At 44.3% G+C, this 22,169-nt stretch carries 22 protein-coding genes; 10 read left to right on the top strand and 12 right to left on the bottom strand.

Going from position 1 to position 22,169, the window contains the following annotated elements; translation table 11 throughout:
- The first annotated feature begins 335 nt into the window (after positions 1-335).
- The 4 genes from R8O70_RS05380 (at position 336) to ompV (ending at position 4,251) form a co-directional block, all read left to right on the top strand.
- Entirely contained in the window at positions 336-1,235 is a 900-nt protein-coding gene (locus R8O70_RS05380; protein ID WP_318184077.1) for a proline/glycine betaine ABC transporter permease, read from the top strand.
- The gene (locus R8O70_RS05375) at positions 1,228-2,457 is read left to right on the top strand and encodes a quaternary amine ABC transporter ATP-binding protein (protein ID WP_005373928.1); all 1,230 of its coding nucleotides are present in this window, start codon (positions 1,228-1,230) and stop codon (positions 2,455-2,457) included. Before R8O70_RS05380 ends, R8O70_RS05375 begins: the two co-directional genes overlap by 8 nt.
- A gap of 261 nt (positions 2,458-2,718) precedes the next feature.
- The gene (locus R8O70_RS05370) at positions 2,719-3,252 is read left to right on the top strand and encodes a copper resistance protein NlpE (protein WP_005373930.1); all 534 of its coding nucleotides are present in this window, start codon (positions 2,719-2,721) and stop codon (positions 3,250-3,252) included.
- Positions 3,253-3,474: 222 nt separating this feature from the next.
- Positions 3,475-4,251, top strand: a complete 777-nt coding sequence (ompV, locus tag R8O70_RS05365) for an outer membrane protein OmpV (protein ID WP_054576164.1) — start codon at positions 3,475-3,477, stop codon at positions 4,249-4,251.
- A 75-nt stretch (positions 4,252-4,326) separates the two neighbouring features.
- On the opposite strand, the gene R8O70_RS05360 is transcribed toward ompV, so the two are convergent.
- The 3 genes from R8O70_RS05360 to R8O70_RS05350 form a co-directional block, all read right to left on the bottom strand.
- A complete protein-coding gene (locus R8O70_RS05360) occupies positions 4,327-5,994 on the bottom strand; it encodes an ABC transporter substrate-binding protein (RefSeq protein WP_017819787.1) in 1,668 nt (555 codons plus the stop codon).
- Between the two features lie 161 nt (positions 5,995-6,155).
- Complete coding sequence (locus tag R8O70_RS05355) at positions 6,156-6,770, bottom strand: outer membrane beta-barrel protein (RefSeq protein ID WP_005373936.1); 615 nt, start codon at positions 6,768-6,770, stop codon at positions 6,156-6,158.
- Positions 6,771-6,950: 180 nt separating this feature from the next.
- Complete coding sequence (locus R8O70_RS05350) at positions 6,951-7,835, bottom strand: LysR family transcriptional regulator (protein ID WP_005387224.1); 885 nt, start codon at positions 7,833-7,835, stop codon at positions 6,951-6,953.
- A 93-nt stretch (positions 7,836-7,928) separates the two neighbouring features.
- Between R8O70_RS05350 and R8O70_RS05345 the strand changes: the two genes are divergently transcribed.
- Positions 7,929-8,810, top strand: a complete 882-nt coding sequence (locus R8O70_RS05345) for a DMT family transporter (RefSeq protein ID WP_005373940.1) — start codon at positions 7,929-7,931, stop codon at positions 8,808-8,810.
- Positions 8,811-8,872: 62 nt separating this feature from the next.
- Here R8O70_RS05345 and R8O70_RS05340 read toward each other — a convergent pair whose 3' ends face one another.
- From R8O70_RS05340 to pncB, 4 genes are all read right to left on the bottom strand, one after another.
- Positions 8,873-9,652 (bottom strand): class I SAM-dependent methyltransferase, encoded by a 780-nt coding sequence (locus R8O70_RS05340; RefSeq protein ID WP_258624654.1) that lies wholly within the window; start codon positions 9,650-9,652, stop codon positions 8,873-8,875.
- Between the two features lie 170 nt (positions 9,653-9,822).
- A complete protein-coding gene (locus tag R8O70_RS05335) occupies positions 9,823-10,341 on the bottom strand; it encodes a glycine zipper 2TM domain-containing protein (protein ID WP_005373945.1) in 519 nt (172 codons plus the stop codon).
- Positions 10,342-10,555: 214 nt separating this feature from the next.
- Positions 10,556-10,915 (bottom strand): hypothetical protein, encoded by a 360-nt coding sequence (locus tag R8O70_RS05330; RefSeq protein ID WP_005373947.1) that lies wholly within the window; start codon positions 10,913-10,915, stop codon positions 10,556-10,558.
- Between the two features lie 320 nt (positions 10,916-11,235).
- Positions 11,236-12,546 carry a nicotinate phosphoribosyltransferase gene (gene pncB, locus R8O70_RS05325; protein ID WP_318184076.1) on the bottom strand — a complete coding sequence of 437 codons (1,311 nt, stop codon included), beginning with the start codon at positions 12,544-12,546 and terminating at the stop codon, positions 11,236-11,238.
- Positions 12,547-12,844: 298 nt separating this feature from the next.
- On the opposite strand from pncB, the gene R8O70_RS05320 reads away from it, so the two are divergent.
- The 4 genes from R8O70_RS05320 (at position 12,845) to R8O70_RS05305 (ending at position 15,690) form a co-directional block, all read left to right on the top strand.
- On the top strand, positions 12,845-13,570 hold the full coding sequence (locus tag R8O70_RS05320) for an NUDIX domain-containing protein (protein WP_005373953.1): 726 nt from the start codon (positions 12,845-12,847) through the stop codon (positions 13,568-13,570).
- A gap of 32 nt (positions 13,571-13,602) precedes the next feature.
- A complete protein-coding gene (locus R8O70_RS05315) occupies positions 13,603-14,256 on the top strand; it encodes an isochorismatase family protein (protein WP_053307171.1) in 654 nt (217 codons plus the stop codon).
- Positions 14,257-14,285: 29 nt separating this feature from the next.
- Positions 14,286-14,642 (top strand): VOC family protein, encoded by a 357-nt coding sequence (locus R8O70_RS05310; protein WP_042523322.1) that lies wholly within the window; start codon positions 14,286-14,288, stop codon positions 14,640-14,642.
- A 154-nt stretch (positions 14,643-14,796) separates the two neighbouring features.
- Positions 14,797-15,690 carry a DMT family transporter gene (locus R8O70_RS05305; RefSeq protein ID WP_064354514.1) on the top strand — a complete coding sequence of 298 codons (894 nt, stop codon included), beginning with the start codon at positions 14,797-14,799 and terminating at the stop codon, positions 15,688-15,690.
- On the opposite strand, the gene R8O70_RS05300 is transcribed toward R8O70_RS05305, so the two are convergent.
- Positions 15,691-16,431, bottom strand: coding sequence for a DNA-binding transcriptional regulator YciT (locus tag R8O70_RS05300; RefSeq protein ID WP_054865466.1), 741 nt, complete (start codon positions 16,429-16,431; stop codon positions 15,691-15,693).
- Between the two features lie 217 nt (positions 16,432-16,648).
- Here R8O70_RS05300 and R8O70_RS05295 point away from each other — a divergent pair, with 217 nt between their 5' ends.
- Positions 16,649-17,128, top strand: coding sequence for a peptide-methionine (S)-S-oxide reductase (locus R8O70_RS05295; protein WP_017635126.1), 480 nt, complete (start codon positions 16,649-16,651; stop codon positions 17,126-17,128).
- 38 nt (positions 17,129-17,166) lie between these two features.
- Here the strand turns inward: R8O70_RS05295 and R8O70_RS05290 are convergent, their stop codons facing one another.
- The 4 genes from R8O70_RS05290 to R8O70_RS05275 form a co-directional block, all read right to left on the bottom strand.
- On the bottom strand, positions 17,167-18,222 hold the full coding sequence (locus R8O70_RS05290) for an NAD(P)H-dependent flavin oxidoreductase (protein ID WP_017635125.1): 1,056 nt from the start codon (positions 18,220-18,222) through the stop codon (positions 17,167-17,169).
- Between the two features lie 187 nt (positions 18,223-18,409).
- Positions 18,410-19,813, bottom strand: coding sequence for an ethanolamine permease (gene eat / locus R8O70_RS05285; protein ID WP_318184075.1), 1,404 nt, complete (start codon positions 19,811-19,813; stop codon positions 18,410-18,412).
- A gap of 11 nt (positions 19,814-19,824) precedes the next feature.
- Positions 19,825-20,709, bottom strand: a complete 885-nt coding sequence (eutC, locus tag R8O70_RS05280; protein WP_017635123.1) for an ethanolamine ammonia-lyase subunit EutC — start codon at positions 20,707-20,709, stop codon at positions 19,825-19,827.
- Positions 20,702-22,114: an ethanolamine ammonia-lyase subunit EutB gene (locus R8O70_RS05275; protein WP_005373972.1), complete on the bottom strand. Its 1,413-nt coding sequence runs from the start codon at positions 22,112-22,114 to the stop codon at positions 20,702-20,704. The genes eutC and R8O70_RS05275 overlap by 8 nt, the downstream gene beginning before the upstream one ends.
- Positions 22,115-22,169 lie beyond the last annotated feature (55 nt).

The raw sequence follows: 22,169 nt of genomic DNA, 5'->3' as shown, positions 1-22,169 counted from the left end.
ACGAGCAAAAAGATCAATTCTAATTAACCGGATAATAAAAACGTTAATTTGCGCAGATTTTTCATACAAATACACGCTAATGTGTTCATTTTATTGAAGAAGAAAAACTATAATCCAAGCAAATCATTAGTTTGAACACTAATGATTGTTTTATTTAAAGGATGTATACCTAAGGAACGAAAAAGAGAAGTTTGACGATATTCGCCTGAGCTTAAAGAGTAATACGTTCGATAAAGAACCTGTCGAACGACCATTACTTGGCCTAGGTGCCCTACTCTTCTTGCCAAATTAAGTTTCTTGAAAGCGCTTAGGTATATCAGAAAAAGGAAGTACATATGTCTGACTCAAATTGGCTCAGCGAATTCCCGGAAATGGATGCCTCTGATCTCAGGGCGATTCGCAAAACACTCGACGGCGCCTACAGAGATTTCTCTCGCGAGTATGGTGAACTCATTGAGTCTCTGTTTGATCCGCTCCTTGCGTTTCTTGTCTGGTTTGAAAAACTTCTGATTTCTACAGCTTGGTTCATTATTTTAGGTGTCTGCACCACTCTCGTTTATGCCGCCAGCCGCTCTTGGAAACTGGCCGCTGCATGTTTTGGTTCGCTGATTCTGATTGGCTATTTCGGAATGTGGGAAGACACTATGCGCACGCTCAGTATCATCACTGTGTGTACCATGCTTGCCATTGCACTCGGTATCCCTATCGGTATCGCTATGGCGCGCTCTAATCGCATTCAGTCGGTGGTAACACCATTACTCGACGTCATGCAGACCATGCCGGCATTTGTGTATCTCATTCCAGTTGTGATGTTATTGGGCATCGGGAAAATTCCTGGCCTTATTGCAGTAGTGATCTACGCGATTCCACCGGTTATTCGTTTAACCAATTTGGGCATTCGTCTAGTTGATAAAGAAGTATTGGAAGCCGCAACCGCATTTGGTGCCAGCACTCGGCAACGGCTTTTTGGGGTTCAGCTTCCGCTTGCAATGCCAACCATCATGGCGGGAATTAACCAAACGATCATGATGGCACTGTCAATGGTGGTCATCGCATCAATGATTGGGGTAAAAGGTTTAGGTCAGCCTGTTCTAAAGTCTATTACCAATCAATATTTCACTCTTGGTCTTCTCAATGGTTTAGCAATTGTCGCCCTAGCAATCCTTTTTGATCGTGCTTCACAAGCGTATGCGAAACGCACTCAAGCTCATTTAGGAGACTCAAAACATGACTAGTCCACTTATCGAAATCAGCGGTCTGTATAAAATCTTCGGCCCCAAGCCCAATAGCGTGATTGAGCGCGTTAAGTTGGGACATAGTAAAGAGCAGGTTTTAACGGAAACGGGCCACACGGTCGGACTAAAAGACATCAACCTGCAAATTCAAAAGGGTGAAATTTTTGTCATTATGGGATTATCCGGTTCTGGAAAATCCACCATGATTCGCCACTTCAACCGATTAATCGATCCAACCATGGGGCAGATTTTGGTAGAAGGGGTGGATGTCATGCAACTTTCGAACAAAGAGCTTGAACAGTTTCGCCGTCACAAGATGTCTATGGTGTTCCAGCGCTTTGGTTTGCTGCCTCATCGCACTGTTATCGACAACATCGCATATGGTTTGGAAGTTCAGGGAATGAATAAAGAGGCGCGCTTAGAAAAAGCAAATGAATGGTTAGAAACCGTTGGACTGACGGGTTATAAGCACCAGTATCCTGCTCAACTATCGGGTGGACAGCAACAGCGTGTGGGCCTTGCACGGGCACTGGCTACCGACGCCGAAATACTGTTGATGGACGAGGCTTTTTCAGCATTGGACCCTCTGATTCGGAGCGAAATGCAAGATCAGCTGGTAGAGCTGCAACAGAAGCTGCACAAAACCATTATTTTCATTACTCATGATTTAGATGAAGCGCTTCGACTTGGCGATCGCATCGCGATTCTTAAAGACGGTGAACTTGTCCAACAAGGTTCACCAGACGAAATTTTACTGCATCCTGCCGATGAGTACGTTGAAGCCTTTGTAAAAGACGTCAATAGAGCGCGAGCACTGACAGTCGAAACGCTGATGCAGCCACCTTCGTACTGTGTTCGCGCTGAAACCATTGAAGATGCACTAAGTGAAATGAAACGTGTTAAACGTGATTATGCCTACCATGAGACCAATGCAGGCTATCAAGGCGTGATAACACAGCAAGGATTGCTAAACGCAGCGAAGTTAACTCATATATCAGATTGGCGTGATGATATCTATGAAGAGGTGCCTATCATCTCTCCACATTTAGCCATTGAGCAAGTGCTGACTGAAGTCATGTCGTGTGAACATTCACTGCCCGTCATCGATGAGCACGGCCATTTGAAAGGCGAATTAAATCGTCAGGTTATTGCGGAGCTGTTTTCTGATCAACGAAGCACAAAACGAGGCACTTCACGCTCAAGCTTCAATAACGTTTCTTAGATGATGTTGATAATACAACTCACAATAATGTGGGCTGTTATCAATTAACTCGCTCCCACTCCCCTTTTTAGATATTTATCTGTGGGCTCAAGCTTGATACCCAAAGCAACATTTACATTGTTCTGATTTTCCTGACAATTTCATGCTCATATCCGGTTTTATTGACATAGTTAGATCATTCTATTGCTTTTTGATGACGCAAATCCTCGATAAATGTCTACTATTACTCTCATACAAAATCTTGATTTAAAGAGGGATAAAATGAAAAAGACAATGTTGGCACTAACAGGCGCGGTAATCATTCTTGCAGGCTGTCAAGATGAGAAACCTGCCGAAACAAGCGCAGTTGAAGTACCTCAGGCAACGGAAACTGAAGTCACCACCAGTGCAGACGTTACGACTGAGACAATTGACACGTTACCAGTAGAAGAAGAACAGGTAATTACTGAAGAGACATTTGTAGACTCTGAACACAACGCACAAAGTGCTCTGGACTGGAACGGCACCTACAAAGGAACACTACCTTGCGCGGATTGTGCTGGTATCGATATGACCATCACACTAAATCAAGATGGCACTTACGTACTTGAAGAAAGCTACCAAGACAAAGAAGACGGTCAATCAAAATCTGAAGGTCAATTCACTTGGGACGCAAATGGCAGCATCGTAACGTTGACAAATGAAGATGCACCAAACCAATACTTTGTTGGTGAAAACGTACTTATGAAGCTAGACATGAATGGCGAAAAAGTAACGGGTGACCTAGCACCACTATACAACTTAACGAAACAGTAAGAAGTTAGTATCAATACCTGATAAATACCCCAAATCCGAGCCACCCCAGCTCGGATTTTTTCGCTGTTTTAACGAAAGCTATTCCAGCAACCTTTCTATTCTGAAGCAACATTCTGCTTCTTACCCTGATTGTTCATTACATTTCCATACGCTTTGCCGATAGATGCTTACAACGTCATTTTGTACAGTGTTCAAAACAAAACAGAACAACTCGGAAAAATGATGAAAAAAACATTAATTGTACTACTTACTCTGACAGCTGCTGGCTCAGCTTTCGCTGGCGATACTTACATTCGTAACGGTAACATCTACAACAACGAAGGCGGTTGGAACGTAGAAGCTGGTGTGGCTCAAGGCAGCGATCTTTTCAAAGATCAAAAGCATAATACAGCACCAATTCTCAACGGTGGTTACCATGGTGACGACTTTAATGCCGACCTAAGTGGCATTAACTACCGCTTCTTCGGTAACACCAATGAGTTAATCAACATGAGTGCCTACCTTGTAGGTAGTGGTGTAATGCGCGACGGTGATACAGCGAAAAGCCTGAAAGGCACAGATAAACGCCGTTTCGCCGTCGATCTAGGTTTAAACGCAGACTTTACACTGGATCAAAACAACGTCATTTCTACATACCTTCAGCACGATATCAGCGGTGCTTACAAAGGTTACTTAGCGGGCGCGACTTACTTCCACATCATGAAATTCGGTAGTGTTGATTTTGTTCCTTTTGCTAACCTAACTTATCAAAGTGAAGACTACGTAGATTACTACTTTGGTGTGAAACAACGCGAAGCAAACGCAAACCGCAAAGCATACAAAGGTGATTCAACGGTAAGCTATGGTGTGGGCTACAAACTTGTTATGCCAATCAACGACAACTGGCAAGTAAGCCAAATGACACAATACACGCGCCTAGGCAGCGGTATCAGCGACTCTTCTATCGTTGATAGCGCAAACCAATGGGTTGTTGGCGCAAGTGTGTCGTACAACTTCTAATCCGATACGCCCTTATAAAGCCATCATTTCGATGGCTTTATGCGTTGGACATTTGCATAATCTTGAACACCGACTCTAGTGTGAATGAGCAATCCATAACCTATGTAAATCGCTATAGCCTGTATTCTTCACCTGCACACCTCGCACTTGCTGTGTTTTTGTCACTTCTTCGTAGCCAACAAACAAAGGCAAATATAGGTACTGATCGCGCAGCGCTTTCTCTAGGTTTAATAAAGACTGTAGCGAGTGATCATCTGCCATCGCCCTGCGAACCTTTTCTCTATGGCTTAACATCTGGCTTTGATCAAAACTAAAACGCAGTCCAGTTGCTATCGACAGCCATTCGAAGATGCCATATTCAAATGGTGCTTCCATGACTTCCTCAATGAAGAGCAAATCTGCTTGGTGAGACACTACCTCAGGAAAACTAATGTCATCAATAACAATGATCTCTAACTCTAATCCCGTTGCACGAATCACACTGTGCAACCATTCGGAATGACGAATTAAACTCGGAATCGTCCAGACAGGTTCAGCTAATACCACTTTACCTTTCAGTTTAGGTATCACAACACCATCTGTTATTGATAAATCTTGCTCGTGAGTCTCTAACTGAATGCTGTCAACGGCACTTGGCGCATCATAAATTCGCTTTTGCACATGGATGTAATCAGCGAGTTGATACCAAGTTTCTTTTGTGAGTTGGGATTCCGCGCGTTCGCGGTAGGTCACATATGAAAATGCGCTAATTTTTTCCACTTCAACGTGATCGGAGCTTTGGTTAAAGCTCAACATATTTAAGGTTTTAACATCACCATGAGACAGCGTTATTTGATCTAACAATGCGCGTGCTGAAAAATACTCTTTGTGCGCTTCAAGAGTCATACTCTCCTGGTTCCAGCCGCTGATTTTAAATGGCCCAGTCCCTATGTGGTAGGAATAACTAGAACCGAAAGAGACGACATCTCGACACAGAATAGACGCATGAGGAGTTGCTAGCATGTATGGAAACAACTTGTTCGGATGCTTCAATATGATTTTTAAGCAGTTAGATGTTTCTGCAACCACGCTATCAATGCATTGCCAGAGCTCGTGAACTGGTCCTTTTATCTCCCTAAGTCTTTCTATACTCCAAACCACATCCTGTATGTTAAGGGGTTCGCCATCATGGCGATATATGCCTGGCCGCAACCATAACGTCATTACCTTGCCTTCCATTTTCCATTCGTGTGCTAACGATGGCTCGATACCACCATTGGAATTTTGGGTCAGCAATACGTCATAAACGCTTTTCGCGACGTGTAATTCAGTGTGACGGTAAGTATTCGCAGGGTCGATTTTGGATACCCAAGGGTAAGAAGAAATCAAAATAGCGTTATTTGATTCATTCAATCGATTCACTTTTTCAGATGCGATAGTTAGTGCTCTAACCGCGGTTTGACCGAACCAATCAATAAGTTTCGTTATTGAGTTCATTCTTCCTCTGCCAAGCTCCTCAACCAAAAACTCGGTCATCGCTTGTTGGAGGGAAATATTAATACTGAGACGGCTAGCGTTACTTCGGCCAATCGCAGGTTGCCAATCGACCCAATCGTAAGTGGCAAGCTTTTTCATCACAATAGAAACATTGCGCCTCGACGTGCAAATCACCGCTTCTAGCTCAGAAAGCGTAACAAGGTGATACTGGTGAGGTTCAAAGTGCTTTAACAGTAGATCCAGATACCTAAGATTGACATCGTTCACAAAGATTCCTAAGAGTTATTCCAAAGCAAAAAAAATAGCACAGGACGCTTAGCAACTAAACTTCCTGTGCTATATCTAAACAAATTCAAAGCTTGGACTCAGCTCGACCAACAGAAGTCAAAAACGTTTACTAAGCCAAGAGGTAACTTGAATAAGTATTCTTAGAAACGGTAGCTCATACCTACAGAGAACACATTGATGTCTGCATCAACCGTTACTTTTTCATTGCCAAATTTCGCAATGTCTAGCTCAGGCATCATGTATTCCCATTCAACTTGTAGAGCAAAGTTTTCAGTAATAGCGAACTCTGCGCCTAAACCGTACATGCCTGTTACAGTGCTGTCAGAAATGGTGGTATGGCCTGCGCTACCGTCAATCACAGAGTTGCTAATTTTGAATTCAGCATTGAAGTAAGAAAGACCAGCTTTAGCAAAAAGGTTGAAACGATCGCCAATCGGTAGAGTCGCTTTTGGCTGAATCGATAGATACTTCATGTCACCAACAGTAACAACTTTGCCGTCTAAAGCATCGTAGCCACCAATGGCTGCTTCTAGAGAAATGTATTCGTTGAATTTGTAACCACCGAATACTTTGCCTGAAAGGCTTGAGTCATCTTCAAGTTTAAGTTTAGTGCTAGCGTTAGTACCACCACCATTGATAGAGCCATTAACATCACCAAACGATGCTTGACCTACAGATGCACCAACGTAAGGAGCTGCGTTTGCAACAGAACATGTTGCTAGAAGGGCTGTCATTAGCCATGTTTTTTTAAACATTGTATTTCACTGCCTGTTAATTATTGAGGTTGTGTTTTGCCCATCCTTAAGCATGCCATGCTGTCCATTTCACTTGGTTTCAAAACCAAGTGGATGTTAATGAATAAAAACTCAATAAAACATGAAATATTTAGACACAACTTTGCCACTTTCTTTCTTAATTTTGACAATTTAGTCATTTCACAAGCATTGCTGCTTCAACCAGTTAGTGAGCTTGATGATTTCCGCTTGCTTGGCTCGACTCTTTTTATGAATAAAATAAAAGCTGTCTCCGGTTTCCAATCCATGAGAAGGGATGTACACCAAATCGTGCGCTTTATCTCTTTCATTGAGCATAAAATCATTCGCAAATGCGATGCCTTGGTCATAACGCGCCGCCTCTATTGCCAACAACATATGACTAAAATGTTGAACATCGACATCTTTCGGCAAGGTGTAACCGCCCGCTCTGCACCACTCAGCCCAGTCTTTTCCTCTCTCACGATAAATTGAGTCTGTCGACAAAATAGGGTATCGCCAAAGCGCTTCTGGAATCGGTTGATCTTGCAACTCTTTCCAAATTTTATGGCTGCAGACCGGATACAGCGTCTCCGCGTACAACTTTACCGACATGTAGTTTCGCTTTGGCTTTTCTACCGTGATGAAACAATCGCCAACGCTGTCTGTCTGTTCAGGATCACCAACGACCATATTGAGTGTCAGATCGATTTCTGGATGTAAGCGCTTAAAATCAGACAAACGCGGAATAAGCCACTTTACGGCAAGCGAGCTATAAATCGCCAACCGTATGCTGCCTTTGTCCCCTTCTCGCACCTTTTGGCTGGCCATCGCAATTGAGCTAATTGCTGGGCTAATATCCTCTAAATAGCGGGTGCCCGTATCGGACAAAGAGAGCTTTCTGCCTTGACGGATAAATAATGATTCACCCAAATAATCTTCTAATAATCGTATCTGGTGGCTAACGGCACTTTGCGTCACATTGAGTTCTTCAGCAGCAAGCGAAAAGCTAGAGTTTCTGGCAACAGATTCAAAACAGTGAACCGCTCTGAGTGGTGGCAATTTCATTATCTAAAAATCTCATACTTAAACTAATAAATATCACTTCACTTCATCCTATGACATCACCTACTCTTTGGCAAAGAAAGAGGAGAGGAAAAAGTGAAAGTTACATCGGTCGGAGCAGCGATGCTGCTATTAATTGTTGGAAATCTCATTGCGGTGCTTTCGGACTCTTTAATTAAAAGTGTCGGAAATGAAGTGCCTATTTTTCAATTTGTCTTTTTCCGACAAATATCAGCGGTGCTTTTCCTGCTGCCAGTCTACCTGCTAACAAAAAATGCGCCTTTTCTTGAAGGGTTTAAGTGGCATGCTGTTCGCGCTCACGTATGGTTACTTGGTGCAATATTCATGGTTTTGGCGATCTCATCTTTACCGCTCGCAACTGCGAACGCGATCTTTTACGCCGCGCCATTGATCATGTTGCCACTTGCAGCAATCTTTTTTGGAGAACAGTTGTCTAAGCAATCGGTCGCTGCAGCGATAATGGGCTTTGCCGGTGTATTGGTCATCATTCGTCCAGACCAAATCGATTGGGCAGCCATTTCAGCTTTAGTTGTTGCAATTACTTTAGCAATCAATAACTTGCTCATTCGAAAACTGCCAAAAAATCAGTCTGTGATGCAAACGTTATTGATGACAAACTTGGCAGGTATTCCAGTAGCCTTCTTGCTTGTTCTGATCGAAGCAGAACCTTGGGACTGGAGTGCTTTCCCTGTTGCTGCTGGCTCAAGTTTGTTCATCATGATTTATGCAGCAACATGTGTCATCGCTTACCGCTCGATCGATAGCAACAAAATTGCTAGCGCTGAATACAGTGGCTTAATTGGTGCCGTGTTTGTGGGATTGATTTGGTTTGGAGAAGTGCCAGATATATTTATGGCAATAGGAACCATTATGATTGTTGTGCCTCTGGTTTGGCTTTCTAAACGAGAGCGTCGCAAGAAAAAGTTGCAAGAGCAACAAGAAGCGCACGTTACTTAAAGTTGTGCTCTAGCCCAAAGACTAAAAAACCGAGCCGTAAGTGCTCGGTTTTTTATGTGGCTCTAATCGTTTTTTACGTAAGCGACTACGTGAGATAAAAACTGCCTTGCAAAGCGATCATTAAACCGGATGCGATATTCATGCTCGGCTTCCGACACTAGACGCCAGCCTTCAGCAAAGTATTCTTTGATATCATCAACCGCCTCTTCTTTATTTTTGATGTGTTTCGCGTTCCACTGATAAGTGCAAGAGACAACGATCAGCCCACCCACCTTGGTGGTTTTTTTTAGAGCATTGATCACGCTAAGTGGCGACTCACATTGATCAATCACATTTAAACATACGACTAAATCAAAGCGAGATTGGAGAGTATCAAGCTCAAAAGGCTGGTTAATTAGCGTCAAATCAACATGAGCACATTTCTGTACGATATCTCTATTCTCTACCTCTAAAGTGTTTAAGGTGTTCACATCGTGAAGGTAAGTAAGCTCGACGCGTTGTTCTTCTATTAATAGTTGCTTCAAGCCATCCATTAACCTATTTGAAGGCTCCACAAGCGTCGCTTCTTTAAGGTTAGGTAAGCGTTGCACTAACTCATAATAATTTCTTCCCAGCGCCGCCCCAACCTCAAGTAGGGAATACGGCTGAACGCTGCTTTCGATTACCGCCTGCGCAATAAAATCAGCAACTTGGGAGCAGTGAGGTGATGACAAAAAAGAAAGTGGGACTTGTTTTGAGCGACTGGTTATCATCTCAATCTGTTGATCCTCAATGAACTTGTCGAACCATTGCGCTTCGAAATAACCAGCCAGACCGTGCTCGGTCAGGTAAAAATCTTCCATGTTTTTTCCGTTCGTACTTTAAGAAAAGTGATTGTATCGAACGCGGAAATTAACGGGTATTTCTGGCCGCACATTCCAATGGGAAAACAGATGAAAACGCCGCTTATGTGAAAAAACCCTTTCATCTCAAAGATAAAAGGACTTGTTAATCGCTTCGGTTAAGTCGCTAACTATTGTGGTAGAACAACGTTACCATCTTGAATTGGGAACGTTTTTGTCGCTGGCTTGCTCGCCAAACGAACCGTCGTTGGTGCACCTGAAACTTCGTAAGTGACGTCGTAACCCACTACTTTATCAGATGTCGTATATTCTGTATGACACTGTTTTTTCGTCGTTGTTACTACATCACCTTTTTGCACATTCTCCTGGATCTTACGACCTGTCAGTGCACCAGCAATCGTACCAGCTGCAGTTGCAATCACTTTACCTGAGCCACCACCGATTTGGTTGCCCAGCGCTGCTCCAGCTGCTGCGCCACCAACCGTACCAATAATTTTATTGTCATCCGCAGGGGCAACTTGCTCGGTTACTACCACGTCTTTACATACTTGGTGCGGCTTTTTCACCGTTTCAGTCACCGCTTCAACCAAAGTAATGTTTGCTTGAGTTGGAGCTGGTGGCGTTTTGTCTTTACAGCCTGCTAGTACAGCAACAACTGCCGTTGCAATTGCGATAGATTTCATATTCATGATTTACATCCCAGTATGGTTTGCTTTGATGAGCGTTATGGTAAATCGCAAAAGGGAAATCACATCAGACGAAAACAAACCCTCTGTTATTAACAAGTAAAGAAACACTGTTTTATAAGAGGTACGTCAAGAAACACTCAGCAGAATGTCAACAGAGCTAAAACTGTATCACTACTGATTATGATTGGGCTGGACTAGTCTATGAGATTTATTTTTAAGCCAAGCTCAAAAATAGTTCGTCATCCGTTAAATACTTATGACGGTGGCTTAGATTACGCACGTGCATAAACATAAAATCAGGGAAACCAGGCGCTATAATGTTATTTGGTTCCCAGCATACACCGCCAACAAACACATATCGCCCCTGCTTGTCATCTTCGTGAAGGGGGTTATTAAGAGGAGAAGAAAACTCTGCTCGGCAACCTTCAACCACACAAACAATTTGTCCTTTAAAAAGGCCAATCACGCGCTTTACAAGATTTGCCTTGATACCACACTTCCATGCTTGGCGAGTGGCCATCTCATAGCCATATTTTCGGATCGCTTTCTTTTGCAAATGTACTACTAGGTTCATTTTGACTCCTGATTCAAGCAACTACGTGAAGCCCAAAGTCATAAAAGCAGATAGACGTCTATACCCGAGTGAGCTCATGGTACGTGGGAATAAACTACGTGATTAGACTGAGTTTAGTGTCGGATGAGATACACCGTCCACGATGCTGTAACGTATCGATTTACACCAATCAAAGGCAGATAACACATCAACTTTTGAGTGCTTTCCTGCGCTGTATCTGGTTACTTCTGTATATTACTATAACGAAATCACCCTCCACGTTTACCTATATAAATTTGTCGTAACGATAGAGGGTGCTTATCAAGGAGAGAGGATAACGCCTACGCGTCAATGAGATAATTTCGACCTTCAGTTTCTAAACGATCGATCATTTTACGACACTCATTTAAATCAAGAGGTTGTTCAAAGCGGCGCTTGAGATTCATCAAAAAGAAGATATCTTCACACATGGCTTTCTCAGGTTCGTCACTGATTTTGGCGACCGGTGAACCATTGCACGTGACCATTTTTATCACGATAGAAAGTGGCTGGTAGGCTTCACCATCTTTATTGACATAATCACCCATATCATTGGCAAGAAAAGTACCGATCCCAAAACTCACCTGAATACGTCCTTGGAAATACTCGCAAATATCTAACGCTTGTTCGAAGTTAAGTCCGTCGGTAAACACCAGTGTTTTTGTTAATGGGTCTATATTCAGTGACTGGTAGTGTGCAATCATTTTTTCACCCCAGCTATAAGGGCAACCACTATCGTGACGTACACCGAAGTACGCGTTACTTAGTTCTTCATCAAAGTCTTTAAGGAAAGCATCGATACCAATCGTATCGGTTAACGCAATGCCTAGTGCACCATTAAACATTTTTTGCCAACGTTGCAACGCCACTTTTTGCGAATCTCGCACATTCACCAGAGCTTGGTGTCCCATAAACCATTCATGAGCAACGGTGCCGATAGGCGTCAAGTTTAGCTCTTTTGCTAAGTGATAGTTGCTTGTTCCTGTCAAACATTCCGGCACTTCCTGGCACAAATATTCCAGCATAGTGCGCTGAGCTTGGAAGGAAAAACGTCGACGCGTCGACATGTCAGAAAATTTAAAGTTAGTGATGTTACGACGTTTTAGTTCCGACTTTAGGTGCCGAACTTTCTCTTCTAAAACAGTGGTAAATTGCACAACAGGGATATCTGACCAACGCTGACGGCTACGAACTTCAGACACGATGCTCATGATGATCGTTTCGTACAAGATGGTATCTCGCCACAAACCGTTAATAGTAATTCTTAACTGGCTTGAGCCATCAGCCATGGCTTTGTTATGGAAAGAGACATCGCTTTGTGGGTTGAAACGGAAATGGCGCAGTGCATCAACAAAGTCAGGATTCAGGTAAGGCGCGACACGCTTAATATATTCAATTTCTTCTTGCGTAAATTGAATATCTTGCAGTTTAAGGACTTCGGCTTTTACCTCAGGCAAAAGCTCAGAAAGGTCTTCCTCACTGCGCACGATAAACTTATATGACACCATCGCATCAGGGTAAAGCGCTGTTACAGCACTCATCATATTGACTTTGTAGACATCGAAATCCAAAGCGCTTTGAATGATGCGGGAAGAAAATAGTTTGGTGGTCATTAGGTGCCCTTCTACATGCCCTTCCTGGGTATATAACTTTTTGTTACTAACTAATTTGCGTAAACAATAAACACCCATCTATAGTTTGTCAACTTTTGTTACTAACCACTCATTTTTATAAGGTTTTTTTGTCTAGAATTCGAACAAGCATTGTGAATAAGTCAGAGTCATCCGTAAATTTATGCTCAAACCGTATTACGAACACTACCAAAAACGTTTCTAACAACTCGTTACTTACCCATTGATTGACCACTTGTTATGCGCTAGATTATTTACAAATCAATATTAGGACCCAACCATGATCGTATCTGTCGACATTATTCCATTCAGGCTATCTGGCTGTGCCGATAAGGGATTGGAAGTGTTGTTGATTAAACGTTCAAATCCAAATCGGCCATACCATGGAGTCTGGGCACTACCGGGCGGATTTGTCTTTGATAAAGACTTAACCAGTGAAGGCGGACGCCCGGCCGATGAAAACTTTGAAGCGGCGCGTCGCCGAATTTGCCGTGAGAAAATCCATACCTACCCTCGCCATTTTAGCGAAGCGTTTATCGACGGTGATCCAAAACGCGATCCAGAAGACTGGAGCTTAAACATTACGCACTACGCCTTAGTTGATCGTAACAATGTAGAGCAAATAAATAATGCAGGTGTACCGGAATGCCAACTTAAATGGTTTTCGCTACAGGCTATTCTCAATGGAGAAGAGACTCTCGCATTTGATCATCAAAAAACCATTGAAAAAGCGTGGCAAAAGCTTCGTGCATCCATTGAATACACATCGGTTCTTTTGTTTGCATTAGACAAAGAGTTTTTGGTTGCGGACATCATTTCTGCTTATCAAGAGTTTGGTATTGATATCAGCCGAATGACGATTAAGCGCCGCTTGATAGATTCAGGCGTACTAAAACCCACTAATAAAGTCGCTTCAACCAACAAAGGCAAAGGTGGAAAACCCGCAATGGTATATACGCTGACTAGCGACGAAGTAACCTTTTTTCAAAACTGTTTGCGTGGATAAACGCAGACAATCAGACAGACAAGGAGTCTGCCATGACTGTTCGAGTAAACTATCAAACTACAGCAGTGATCGACGTTGATCCAGAGAAAGGCTTTAGTGAGTTATGTCCAGATGAACTGCCCGTTGCAGGTGCGTTGGAAATCGTACCGGAACTTTTGAACAATCATGCCAAAGGCCGATTAAAACTGGTCAGTCGTGACTTACACCCACCAAAAGCAAAGTGGGATGCAGAATCGCCATCCAATATGCTTGAGCCCGTTGGTTTACCGAATGTGGATATAAAGTGGAACCGTCACTGTGTGCTTGGCACAACAGGTTCTGAGCTGCTAGATGGCTTACCACCCGTGTTGGACTATGATTTTCAAGTTAATAAAGGTATGGATCCTGACGCACACCCTTACGGTATTTTTTTCCATGATATTGCCGACACCAAAACGACAGGCGCGCATGAATTTCTAAAGTTCAACGGGATTGATACCTTAGTTATCGGTGGCCTTGCCTTAGACTTTTGCGTGAAAAAATCCGTCATGCAAGCGCTGGAACTTGGCTACAATGTGGTAGTTAATCTTGCTTCAACTCGTGCGGTGCTGCCTGATAATGTAGAGAATGTGCTGACAGAGCTCAGAGATAATGGCGCATTATTTGTCGAAAAAGCGGACGACATCATCGTAGAAAAGTTCGCTTAGAAACGATAGTAACCGAGAAGGATTTCACCATGCATCAACATGAAAAATTGAATTACGTTGAATTTGGTTCCACTAATGTCAGTGCGACCAAACAATTTTTTGAGCGTGCTTTTGACTGGAGCTTTACCGATTATGGTCCAGAATATTCTGCATTTTCAGGACAAGGGTTGGATGGCGGATTCTTCAAATCTGAGTTTATAAACCAAACCGCAAATGGTGGCGCACTTTTAGTATTTTATAGCTCAGACATTCAGGCCACTCAGACAAAAGTAGAGCAGCATGGTGGAAAAATTATCCGCCCTATTTTCGAATTCCCCGGCGGCTGTCGATTCCACTTCACTGAACCGAGTGGAAATGAATTCGCAGTATGGTCAGAGAGCCATTAAGTGATCACAAATCAACAACACACCATCAACGTGAGCCCAAGCTAGCCAGATCCGGAACTGGCATTACATTTCTGGTTGACCTCATCCTTGGTTTAATTCACTGTTAGCGCAACAATTAATCGATGAGGCGCTAGACCTCGACCAAGGATGTCAAATGACTGCCGTCAGTTTTTTTCGCTTACTCTGCCTTGCTGCTATTTGGGGTGGCTCGTTTCTGTTTATGCGAGTCGCCGCCAACACATTCGGGCCGGCTTACTTAATCGAATTTCGAGTTACATTTGCCGCCGTCGCTTTGTTATTGATCGCCGTATATTTGAAGAAGAAACTCACGTTAACTGCACATACTAAACACTTCTTTATTATTGGCTTATTCAATAGCGCAGTTCCATTTTTACTCTTTGCGTACGCAGCCCAGACACTGAATGCATCAACTTTAGCAATATTGAACTCAACCGCCCCAATATGGGGAGCACTAGTTGGCTTTGTTTGGTACCGCAGCCCACTCACAGCGAAATCTGTTCTCGGTATGCTAATAGGCATTGGAGGCGTTGCAGTCTTGGTCGGCTTAGATACTTCAACCATAGGTGAAGAAGCCATGCTCCCTATTGCCGCCAGTTTGATGGCTTCTTTCAGCTATGGCATTGCTACCAACTACACTAAAAATGCGCCACAAGTACCAGCTTTTGACAATGCTCACGGCAGCATGTGGGCGGCGGTTATTTGGGTACTGCCGCTGCTACCATTCTTACCAATGCGTGCAGAACCAAGTCATTTCGAATGGAGCTCTGTTGTCACGCTCGGCGTTGTATGCACAGGGTTCGCTTATTTGCTCTATTTCCGCTTAGTTTCTGATATCGGCCCAGCGTCAGCACTGACTGTCACTTTTCTTGTTCCTGTTTTTGGTATCTTATGGGGCTACTTGGTGCTAGATGAGCCCGTCGGCTCTAACACCATCATAGGAACAATTCTAGTGCTTAGCGGCACTATGCTAGTCACCGGTTTCTCCCCAACAGCAATGCTCGCGAAGCGAAAACAAAGCGTTGCTTAATCAGCCTAATATAACTTCCACACCTCGCTTTTTGATTTGTTCAAGGTCGCTTTTCGGAGCGGCTTTGTCAGTCAGCAGCACTGATATTTCGTCAGTCTTACCAATTGATGAGGGATAAATTTGCCCAAATTTACTAGAATCCGTTAGAACAATATTGCGCCTTTTTTTCGCAATGATGGTTTCTGCGATCTCAGCACGCATCATGTCGCGGCTAGTAAAGCCAGTGTCTTGATGGAAGCCGTCAATACCCAAGAAGGCTGTGCTGAAATGAATGTTCTCAATACACAACTTAGTCAGCGGTCCGACCAAGCTCTCGCCTTGGTGCTGATACACGCCACCAAGCAAGATAATGTTGGCAGAAGTGTTACGGATGAGATGGGCGATATACGCCGATGGCGTAATGATGGTTACATCGCCGCGCTCAGCCAAAGTCCGAGCCAACAACGCATTGGCACTGCCCCCTTCAATCAGCACTGTCTCATTCGATGCGACCAAATCCGCAGCTTGGTTTGCGAGCGATTGTTTAATATCGAAACGAACTTCCAGGCGGGCATCAATGTCATCACTTTGCAACGCGGTAGCTGCGCCGTGAACGCGCTTTAGGTAGCCCTGTTGCTCCAGAAAGTTCAAATCCTGTCTGATGGTCACGCCCGACACGCCAATGATGTCAGAAAGCTCCGTGACTTGAACGCGTTTACGGTCGTTCACTAATTGCAGAATTTCATTTTGTCTTGGGTTCACAGATTCGCTCCTTATTGATGAGCTTACAGTATACTCACCTGATGTTTCATATGAAAAGAACTTGAAAGTAAAAAGGAAAAAGCACGTGGTCTGATTAGCCAAGCTGCACCTTGCGAATATCGCTCCCATCAACAGATAATAGGGCAACGAAAATGGGATGGAAGAAGAGGGGTTAGCTCCCTACATCCCAACAACGGTAAAGACTAGGATAAAAGTGATGGAAGAAATTTACTTCGCTGGCGGCTGCCTTTGGGGCGTGCAAGAATTTATGCGCCACCTTCCGGGCGTAATCAACACAGAAGCAGGGCGAGCAAATGGCACAACGGATAACACTCAATCCGAATACGATGGCTACGCAGAGTGCGTGAAAACCCAGTTCGACCCTGAGCAAGTTTCGGTTGAAACTTTAATGGGGTATTTGTTTGAGATAATCGACCCTTACAGCGTTAACAAGCAAGGTGAAGACGTAGGTAAGAAGTACCGTACTGGTGTTTATAGCCAAAACGAACAGCATCTCACCATCGCGAAAGCGTTTATCGCAGCGCGACCGGACGCCGACAAGATCGCCGTAGAAGTACTGCCACTCACAAATTATGTACCAAGTGATGATGAGCACCAAGACAGACTCACAAACTTTCCGAATGATTACTGCCACATCCCATTAGATTTACTACATAAGTATAGGGATAACTCGTAACCGTTCAGTCGGCATCGCTTTAAAAGGTAAGACGCACATCAGTTTAAATCGATGCCTTCCACTAATGACAATGTCATTTCTGCCGCCGATATTTCCTTACAACCCGACGAGTTTTGTCCGCACCACAACGGAGTGAATTCATCTCGGTTTTGCTTTTCCATAAGCGCTCTTAGTTGAGCCATTTCAATGGAGGCGTATGGGAATTTCGGCGCAAACTCACTGATGTAGCCTAGCTCCGACATCGCGCGATTCACAATGCCTCTCGCTGGTCGGCCCGAGAAAACATTGGTCACAGCGGTATGTTGCGCGCGTTCACTGGCAATGGCATATCGATGTAAAGACGATGTTTTCGCCTCATCACACAACAAATAGGCGCTGCCAACTTGAACGGCACTCGCTCCTAATCTCAACGCGGCTTCCACCCCTCTTCTATCAGCGATTCCGCCTGCAGCAATAACAGGCAAATTCACCCGTTTGGCGATTTGTGGTAATAACGCAATCAAACTTAATTGAGTAGTTAAATCATCCGATAAAAACATACCTCGGTGTCCACCAGCCTCCAAGCCTTGGGCGATAATACCGTCAACGCCTTTTGCTTCTAGCCAAAGTGCTTCGTCCACCGTGGTCGCTGACGAAAGGATCTTCCCTCCCCACCCTCTAATTCGAGCTAACAGATCATCGTCTGGCAAACCAAAGTGGAAACTGATCACTGGCGGTGCAAATGGTTCAATCGCGTCAGCAATATCATGATTGAAAGGCATCCTTGTCGGAGCGTTTGGCTGAGCCTGAACGGTTGCATCAACCTCGGAAAAATACGGTTGCAGCGTTTTTTGCCACTTTTCGTGCTTGTTGCCGTCATACTCCGGCATTTCATGGCAAAAGAAATTGAGGTTAAACGGTCGGTTAGTTGCCTGCTTGATAAGTTGAAGTTCTTTTACGATGGCGTCTTTGTTCAGCATTCCACAAGGTAACGAGCCAAGCCCGCCAACATTACTGACGGCTATGGTCATTTGGCTGTCTTGCACACCGGCCATTGGCGCTTGAATAATCGGTAACTCTGTTCCCAAAAGTGTATTAAATACCTTATTTATCATGACCTTTCCTTGAAAACTTAACCTTTACCTGTGATGGATCTGCGCCATCGTTATCCAGACTAGACTTTCACATGATTAACCACTTATAAAGTTAAAGTGATGCATTTGTGCGCTATGCACTTTTGATAGAAATGACAAAGGGAGCCTATGGCTCCCTTAATATGCTGAATAACAAGAATCAGAGTGACTATCGTACGACATCTGACTCAAGCTCTAGCTCTGCTACAGACAGCATGGCAAACTCTTCCTCGGCGGTTGCTGCCACCAATTTGTTGCGGCTGTATAACCCATAATAAACACCACCGATAAGAAACAATCCCATTGTCATGAAAAAGGCTGAGGGATCAAAAGCATAAACACCTGTCATTGCGATCAAAGAAAGCACCAGAGAAATACTCGAAGTAATTATCCCACCAGGCGTTTTATATGGACGAGTTAATTCAGGCTGTTTAATTCGCAATAAAATATGGCTCAAGGACATTAATGCGTACGATACAGTCGCACCGACAACAGCCATCGCCAAGATTAAGTCCCCCTCACCCGTAAGTGAAACCAAGAACCCAAAAACGCCCGGAACCAACAGCGCACGAGAAGGCACTTTTTTGTCACTGGTTAATGACAAAGTTTGCGGTAAATAACCCGCGCGGGAAAGCGCAAACACCAAGCGGCTGTAACCATAAATGATAGAAAAGAAAGAAGCGATAAGGCCAGCTAACCCGAGTAAGTTCACGGCCATTGCTACCGTTGAATTGCCCGTAAGCTTTAGGGCGTCAACTAATGGCACCGCGCTATCGCCTATGACCTTTGAGCCAACCGCACCAGCTAAAAGGACGACTACGAGAGTTGCGGTTAGCAATAAAAACAGCATCGCACCAATGATGCCTTTGGGAACATCTTTTGCCGGATTTTTTGCCTCATCTGCCGCTAAAGGCACACCTTCAACCGCAAGAAACAACCACATTGCAAACGGCAACGCAGCCCATACGCCATACCACCCAAACGGCAAGATTTCTGTTGCCTGAGCCGTCGCCGGAGCAATATCGAATAAGTTATTAACGTCAAAGTGACCAATAAGCACAGCAGCAGTAATTAGAATAGCTAGCACAGCCAAACCGCTGATGACCATCATTACTTTGAGAGCTTCGCCAACCCCTGCCATATGAATAGCGATAAAGACGGCGTAGAAAAGTGCGTAAACAACAGGACCATCGATACCAACCAATTCATTAACTGCTGAGCCAATAAAAATCACTATCGCAGCAGGCGCGAGCGCATATTCAATCAAAACTGATAAGCCAGTGAAAAAGCCACCTGTCGGCCCCATCGCCTGTCTTGCGAAGCTGTAACCACCACCCGCAGCAGGAATAGCCGCAGACATTTCAGCTAAAGACAATACTAGCGTGAAATACATTACTGCCATCGCGATAGCAGCAATAAGAAAGCCTCCCCATCCTGCTTGAGCGATGCCAAAGTTCCAACCGGCGAAGTCACCAGATATAACATACGAGACACCTAAGCCCGCAAGTAAAATCCAACCTGCGGTGCCTCTTTTTAGCTGCCTTTTGGCCAAGTACTCCTGATGTTTAGACATAGTAAATCCTTCTACTTTGATGAAATTAAAAAGTTGTCGCTGTGTTTATCTTCAACGCTTGCGCCACTTGGCTCATTGATATCTGAGCGATCTTTCAGATTCACTCCTGACAGTTGTAATTTTCGAGCCTCCTTGAGCAAGTAAAATGCGCGTTCACAGGCATCGTCATAGTTGAGTCCCTGGGGACGCACATTGGAAATGCAGTTTCTTTGGGAATCTTTAGAGCCTCGTTTAGCCCCCCAAGTGAGATACATACCCATGCTATCCGGAGAAGTTAGACCGGGTCTCTCTCCAATTAAAACCAGCACGGCCTTGGCGTTAAAACATTCACCGACATCATCCCCTACCGCTACTCTTCCTTGCTTTACGATTGTGATAGGTGCGAATTTCCATTGATGTTCATCATCAGCGCTTAAAAGAGAAATCAATCGAGTAACAACAGGCACGGCATGGTTTTGAATTGCGACGGAAGAAAGTCCATCAGCAATAACAATCGCAAGATCAATGTCAGTGTTATGCTCATTTGCTATCAAGTTGAGCGTTTGCCAAGAAGATTCATCGAGTTGCCTTCCTAAATCGGGCCTTTGCAGGTACATAAGCCGATCACTTACTCGGCTGCTCACTACCACTGGAGGCTCTAAGGTATTTTCAAGAATCGAGTAAGAGTCCGACAAACCAGCAACGAGAGACTCAATATTCAAACTGCAATGCACTGCATCCATAGCTTGGGCATGATCCAGCTGAAATGAGAGTAACTCGTTGGTTGGTACACTGTTCCCGCTACGACCCAGAGCGATCCGAGCAGAGGTGAAGTCACGTAACTTGCCCCACGGGTTGTATGTGACAACTTCAGACTCATCTTGTGGGGACTGAGCAATGGTGATTACTTTACCCATGAGAATACCCCTTATTCAGTTGGTTAATTGCTCCCGAAAACGAGCGAGAGATTTGCTCACTTAACCGAACGTCTTGCACGCTCTCGAAAATCTGCATCTCCATTAACCATTGTTCAAACTCTGGAGCTGGCTTCAGACCGAGTACTTTTCTTGCGTAAAGGGCATCGTGAAATGAGGTAGTTTGATAGTTGAGCATGATGTCATCAGACCCTGGAATACCCATGATGAAAGAGCACTCGGCCACGCCTAACAGTGTCAGCAAATTATCCATGTCATTCTGATCGGCATAGGCATGATTGGTGTAACAGATGTCGCAACCCATGGGTAAACCAAGCAGCTTCCCACAAAAATGATCTTCAAGCCCAGCACGAATGATCTGTTTGCCATCAAACAGATACTCAGGGCCAATAAACCCAACAACTGTATTAACCAACAAAGGATCGAACTGTTTCGCGACAGCATAAGCACGGGCTTCACAAGTCTGTTGATCGACCCCATGAAATGCATTCGCAGACAGCGCGGTACCTTGTCCGGTTTCAAAATACATCACATTGTTTCCTACGCTACCTCGATTCAAAGACAACGCGGCTTCATGGGCCTCTTTCAAAATCGACAAGTCGATTCCGAAGGTATCATTCGTCCCTTGCGTGCCGCCTATCGACTGAAAAACGAGATCGACTGGTGCGCCCATTTCAATGGCTTCGATCGTGTTCGTTACATGAGTTAACACACAAGACTGAGTCGGTATTTGATAGTGTTGAATCACCTCATCCATTAAGTTCATTAACTTGATAGCTTGAGGCACATTATCTGTTGCCGGATTGATACCGATAACCGCATCGCCATTTCCGTACATCAGACCATCAAAAATGGTCGCTGCGATACCGTTGAGAGAATCAGTGGGATGATTCGGCTGTAAGCGAGTAGACAGGCGACTCGGCAAACCTATCGTATTCCGAAAAGCCGTGACAACTTGGCATTTTTTAGCAACGAGAATCAAATCCTGGTTGCGCATAATCTTACTGACTGCGGCCACCATTTCTGGTGTTAAACCTTGACGAATTTTAGCCAACGTTTCACCATCGGCTTCTTCACTCAGCAGCCAATTTCGAAAATCTCCGACCGTCAAGTGCTCAATCTGCTTAAAGGCTTCAAGGTCATGCGTATCGATAATTAGGCGAGTGATATCGTCGCTTTCGTATGGAATAACCGCCTCGTTAAGAAACGTTTTAAGTGGTAACTCAGACAGCGCCATTTGTGCGACTACACGTTCTGCCGCTGACTGAGCACAAACCCCGGCTAACGCATCGCCTGAGCGCTCCGGTGTCGCTTTCGCCATCAAGTCAGCTAATGACTTAAAGGTATAGACTTTACTTCCTTGTTGCCGACGATAAGTTGCCGTCATTGCTCTTCCTCTTCACTATTTGGTTCGCTTTTTGCTGAACTATCAATAAGCTTTA

This window comes from Vibrio sp. 779(2023), assembly GCF_033344285.1.
Taxonomy (GTDB): domain Bacteria; phylum Pseudomonadota; class Gammaproteobacteria; order Enterobacterales; family Vibrionaceae; genus Vibrio; species Vibrio alginolyticus.
Note: the sequence above shows the minus strand (reverse complement) of the source record. Positions and strands in the feature narration are given on the sequence as shown.

What these genes read in the sequence shown, in the direction of transcription:
- R8O70_RS05380 (WP_318184077.1), top strand. Translation starts at nt 336, where the DNA reads ATGTCTGACTCAAATTGGCTCAGCGAATTCCCGGAAATGGATGCCTCT.
- R8O70_RS05375 (WP_005373928.1), top strand. Translation starts at nt 1,228, where the DNA reads ATGACTAGTCCACTTATCGAAATCAGCGGTCTGTATAAAATCTTCGGC.
- R8O70_RS05370 (WP_005373930.1), top strand. Translation starts at nt 2,719, where the DNA reads ATGAAAAAGACAATGTTGGCACTAACAGGCGCGGTAATCATTCTTGCA.
- ompV (WP_054576164.1), top strand. Translation starts at nt 3,475, where the DNA reads ATGAAAAAAACATTAATTGTACTACTTACTCTGACAGCTGCTGGCTCA.
- R8O70_RS05355 (WP_005373936.1), bottom strand. Translation starts at nt 6,770, where the DNA reads ATGTTTAAAAAAACATGGCTAATGACAGCCCTTCTAGCAACATGTTCT.
- R8O70_RS05350 (WP_005387224.1), bottom strand. Translation starts at nt 7,835, where the DNA reads ATGAAATTGCCACCACTCAGAGCGGTTCACTGTTTTGAATCTGTTGCC.
- R8O70_RS05340 (WP_258624654.1), bottom strand. Translation starts at nt 9,652, where the DNA reads ATGGAAGATTTTTACCTGACCGAGCACGGTCTGGCTGGTTATTTCGAA.
- R8O70_RS05335 (WP_005373945.1), bottom strand. Translation starts at nt 10,341, where the DNA reads ATGAATATGAAATCTATCGCAATTGCAACGGCAGTTGTTGCTGTACTA.
- R8O70_RS05330 (WP_005373947.1), bottom strand. Translation starts at nt 10,915, where the DNA reads ATGAACCTAGTAGTACATTTGCAAAAGAAAGCGATCCGAAAATATGGC.
- pncB (WP_318184076.1), bottom strand. Translation starts at nt 12,546, where the DNA reads ATGACCACCAAACTATTTTCTTCCCGCATCATTCAAAGCGCTTTGGAT.
- R8O70_RS05320 (WP_005373953.1), top strand. Translation starts at nt 12,845, where the DNA reads ATGATCGTATCTGTCGACATTATTCCATTCAGGCTATCTGGCTGTGCC.
- R8O70_RS05315 (WP_053307171.1), top strand. Translation starts at nt 13,603, where the DNA reads ATGACTGTTCGAGTAAACTATCAAACTACAGCAGTGATCGACGTTGAT.
- R8O70_RS05310 (WP_042523322.1), top strand. Translation starts at nt 14,286, where the DNA reads ATGCATCAACATGAAAAATTGAATTACGTTGAATTTGGTTCCACTAAT.
- R8O70_RS05305 (WP_064354514.1), top strand. Translation starts at nt 14,797, where the DNA reads ATGACTGCCGTCAGTTTTTTTCGCTTACTCTGCCTTGCTGCTATTTGG.
- R8O70_RS05295 (WP_017635126.1), top strand. Translation starts at nt 16,649, where the DNA reads ATGGAAGAAATTTACTTCGCTGGCGGCTGCCTTTGGGGCGTGCAAGAA.
- R8O70_RS05290 (WP_017635125.1), bottom strand. Translation starts at nt 18,222, where the DNA reads ATGATAAATAAGGTATTTAATACACTTTTGGGAACAGAGTTACCGATT.
- eat (WP_318184075.1), bottom strand. Translation starts at nt 19,813, where the DNA reads ATGTCTAAACATCAGGAGTACTTGGCCAAAAGGCAGCTAAAAAGAGGC.
- eutC (WP_017635123.1), bottom strand. Translation starts at nt 20,709, where the DNA reads ATGGGTAAAGTAATCACCATTGCTCAGTCCCCACAAGATGAGTCTGAA.
- R8O70_RS05275 (WP_005373972.1), bottom strand. Translation starts at nt 22,114, where the DNA reads ATGACGGCAACTTATCGTCGGCAACAAGGAAGTAAAGTCTATACCTTT.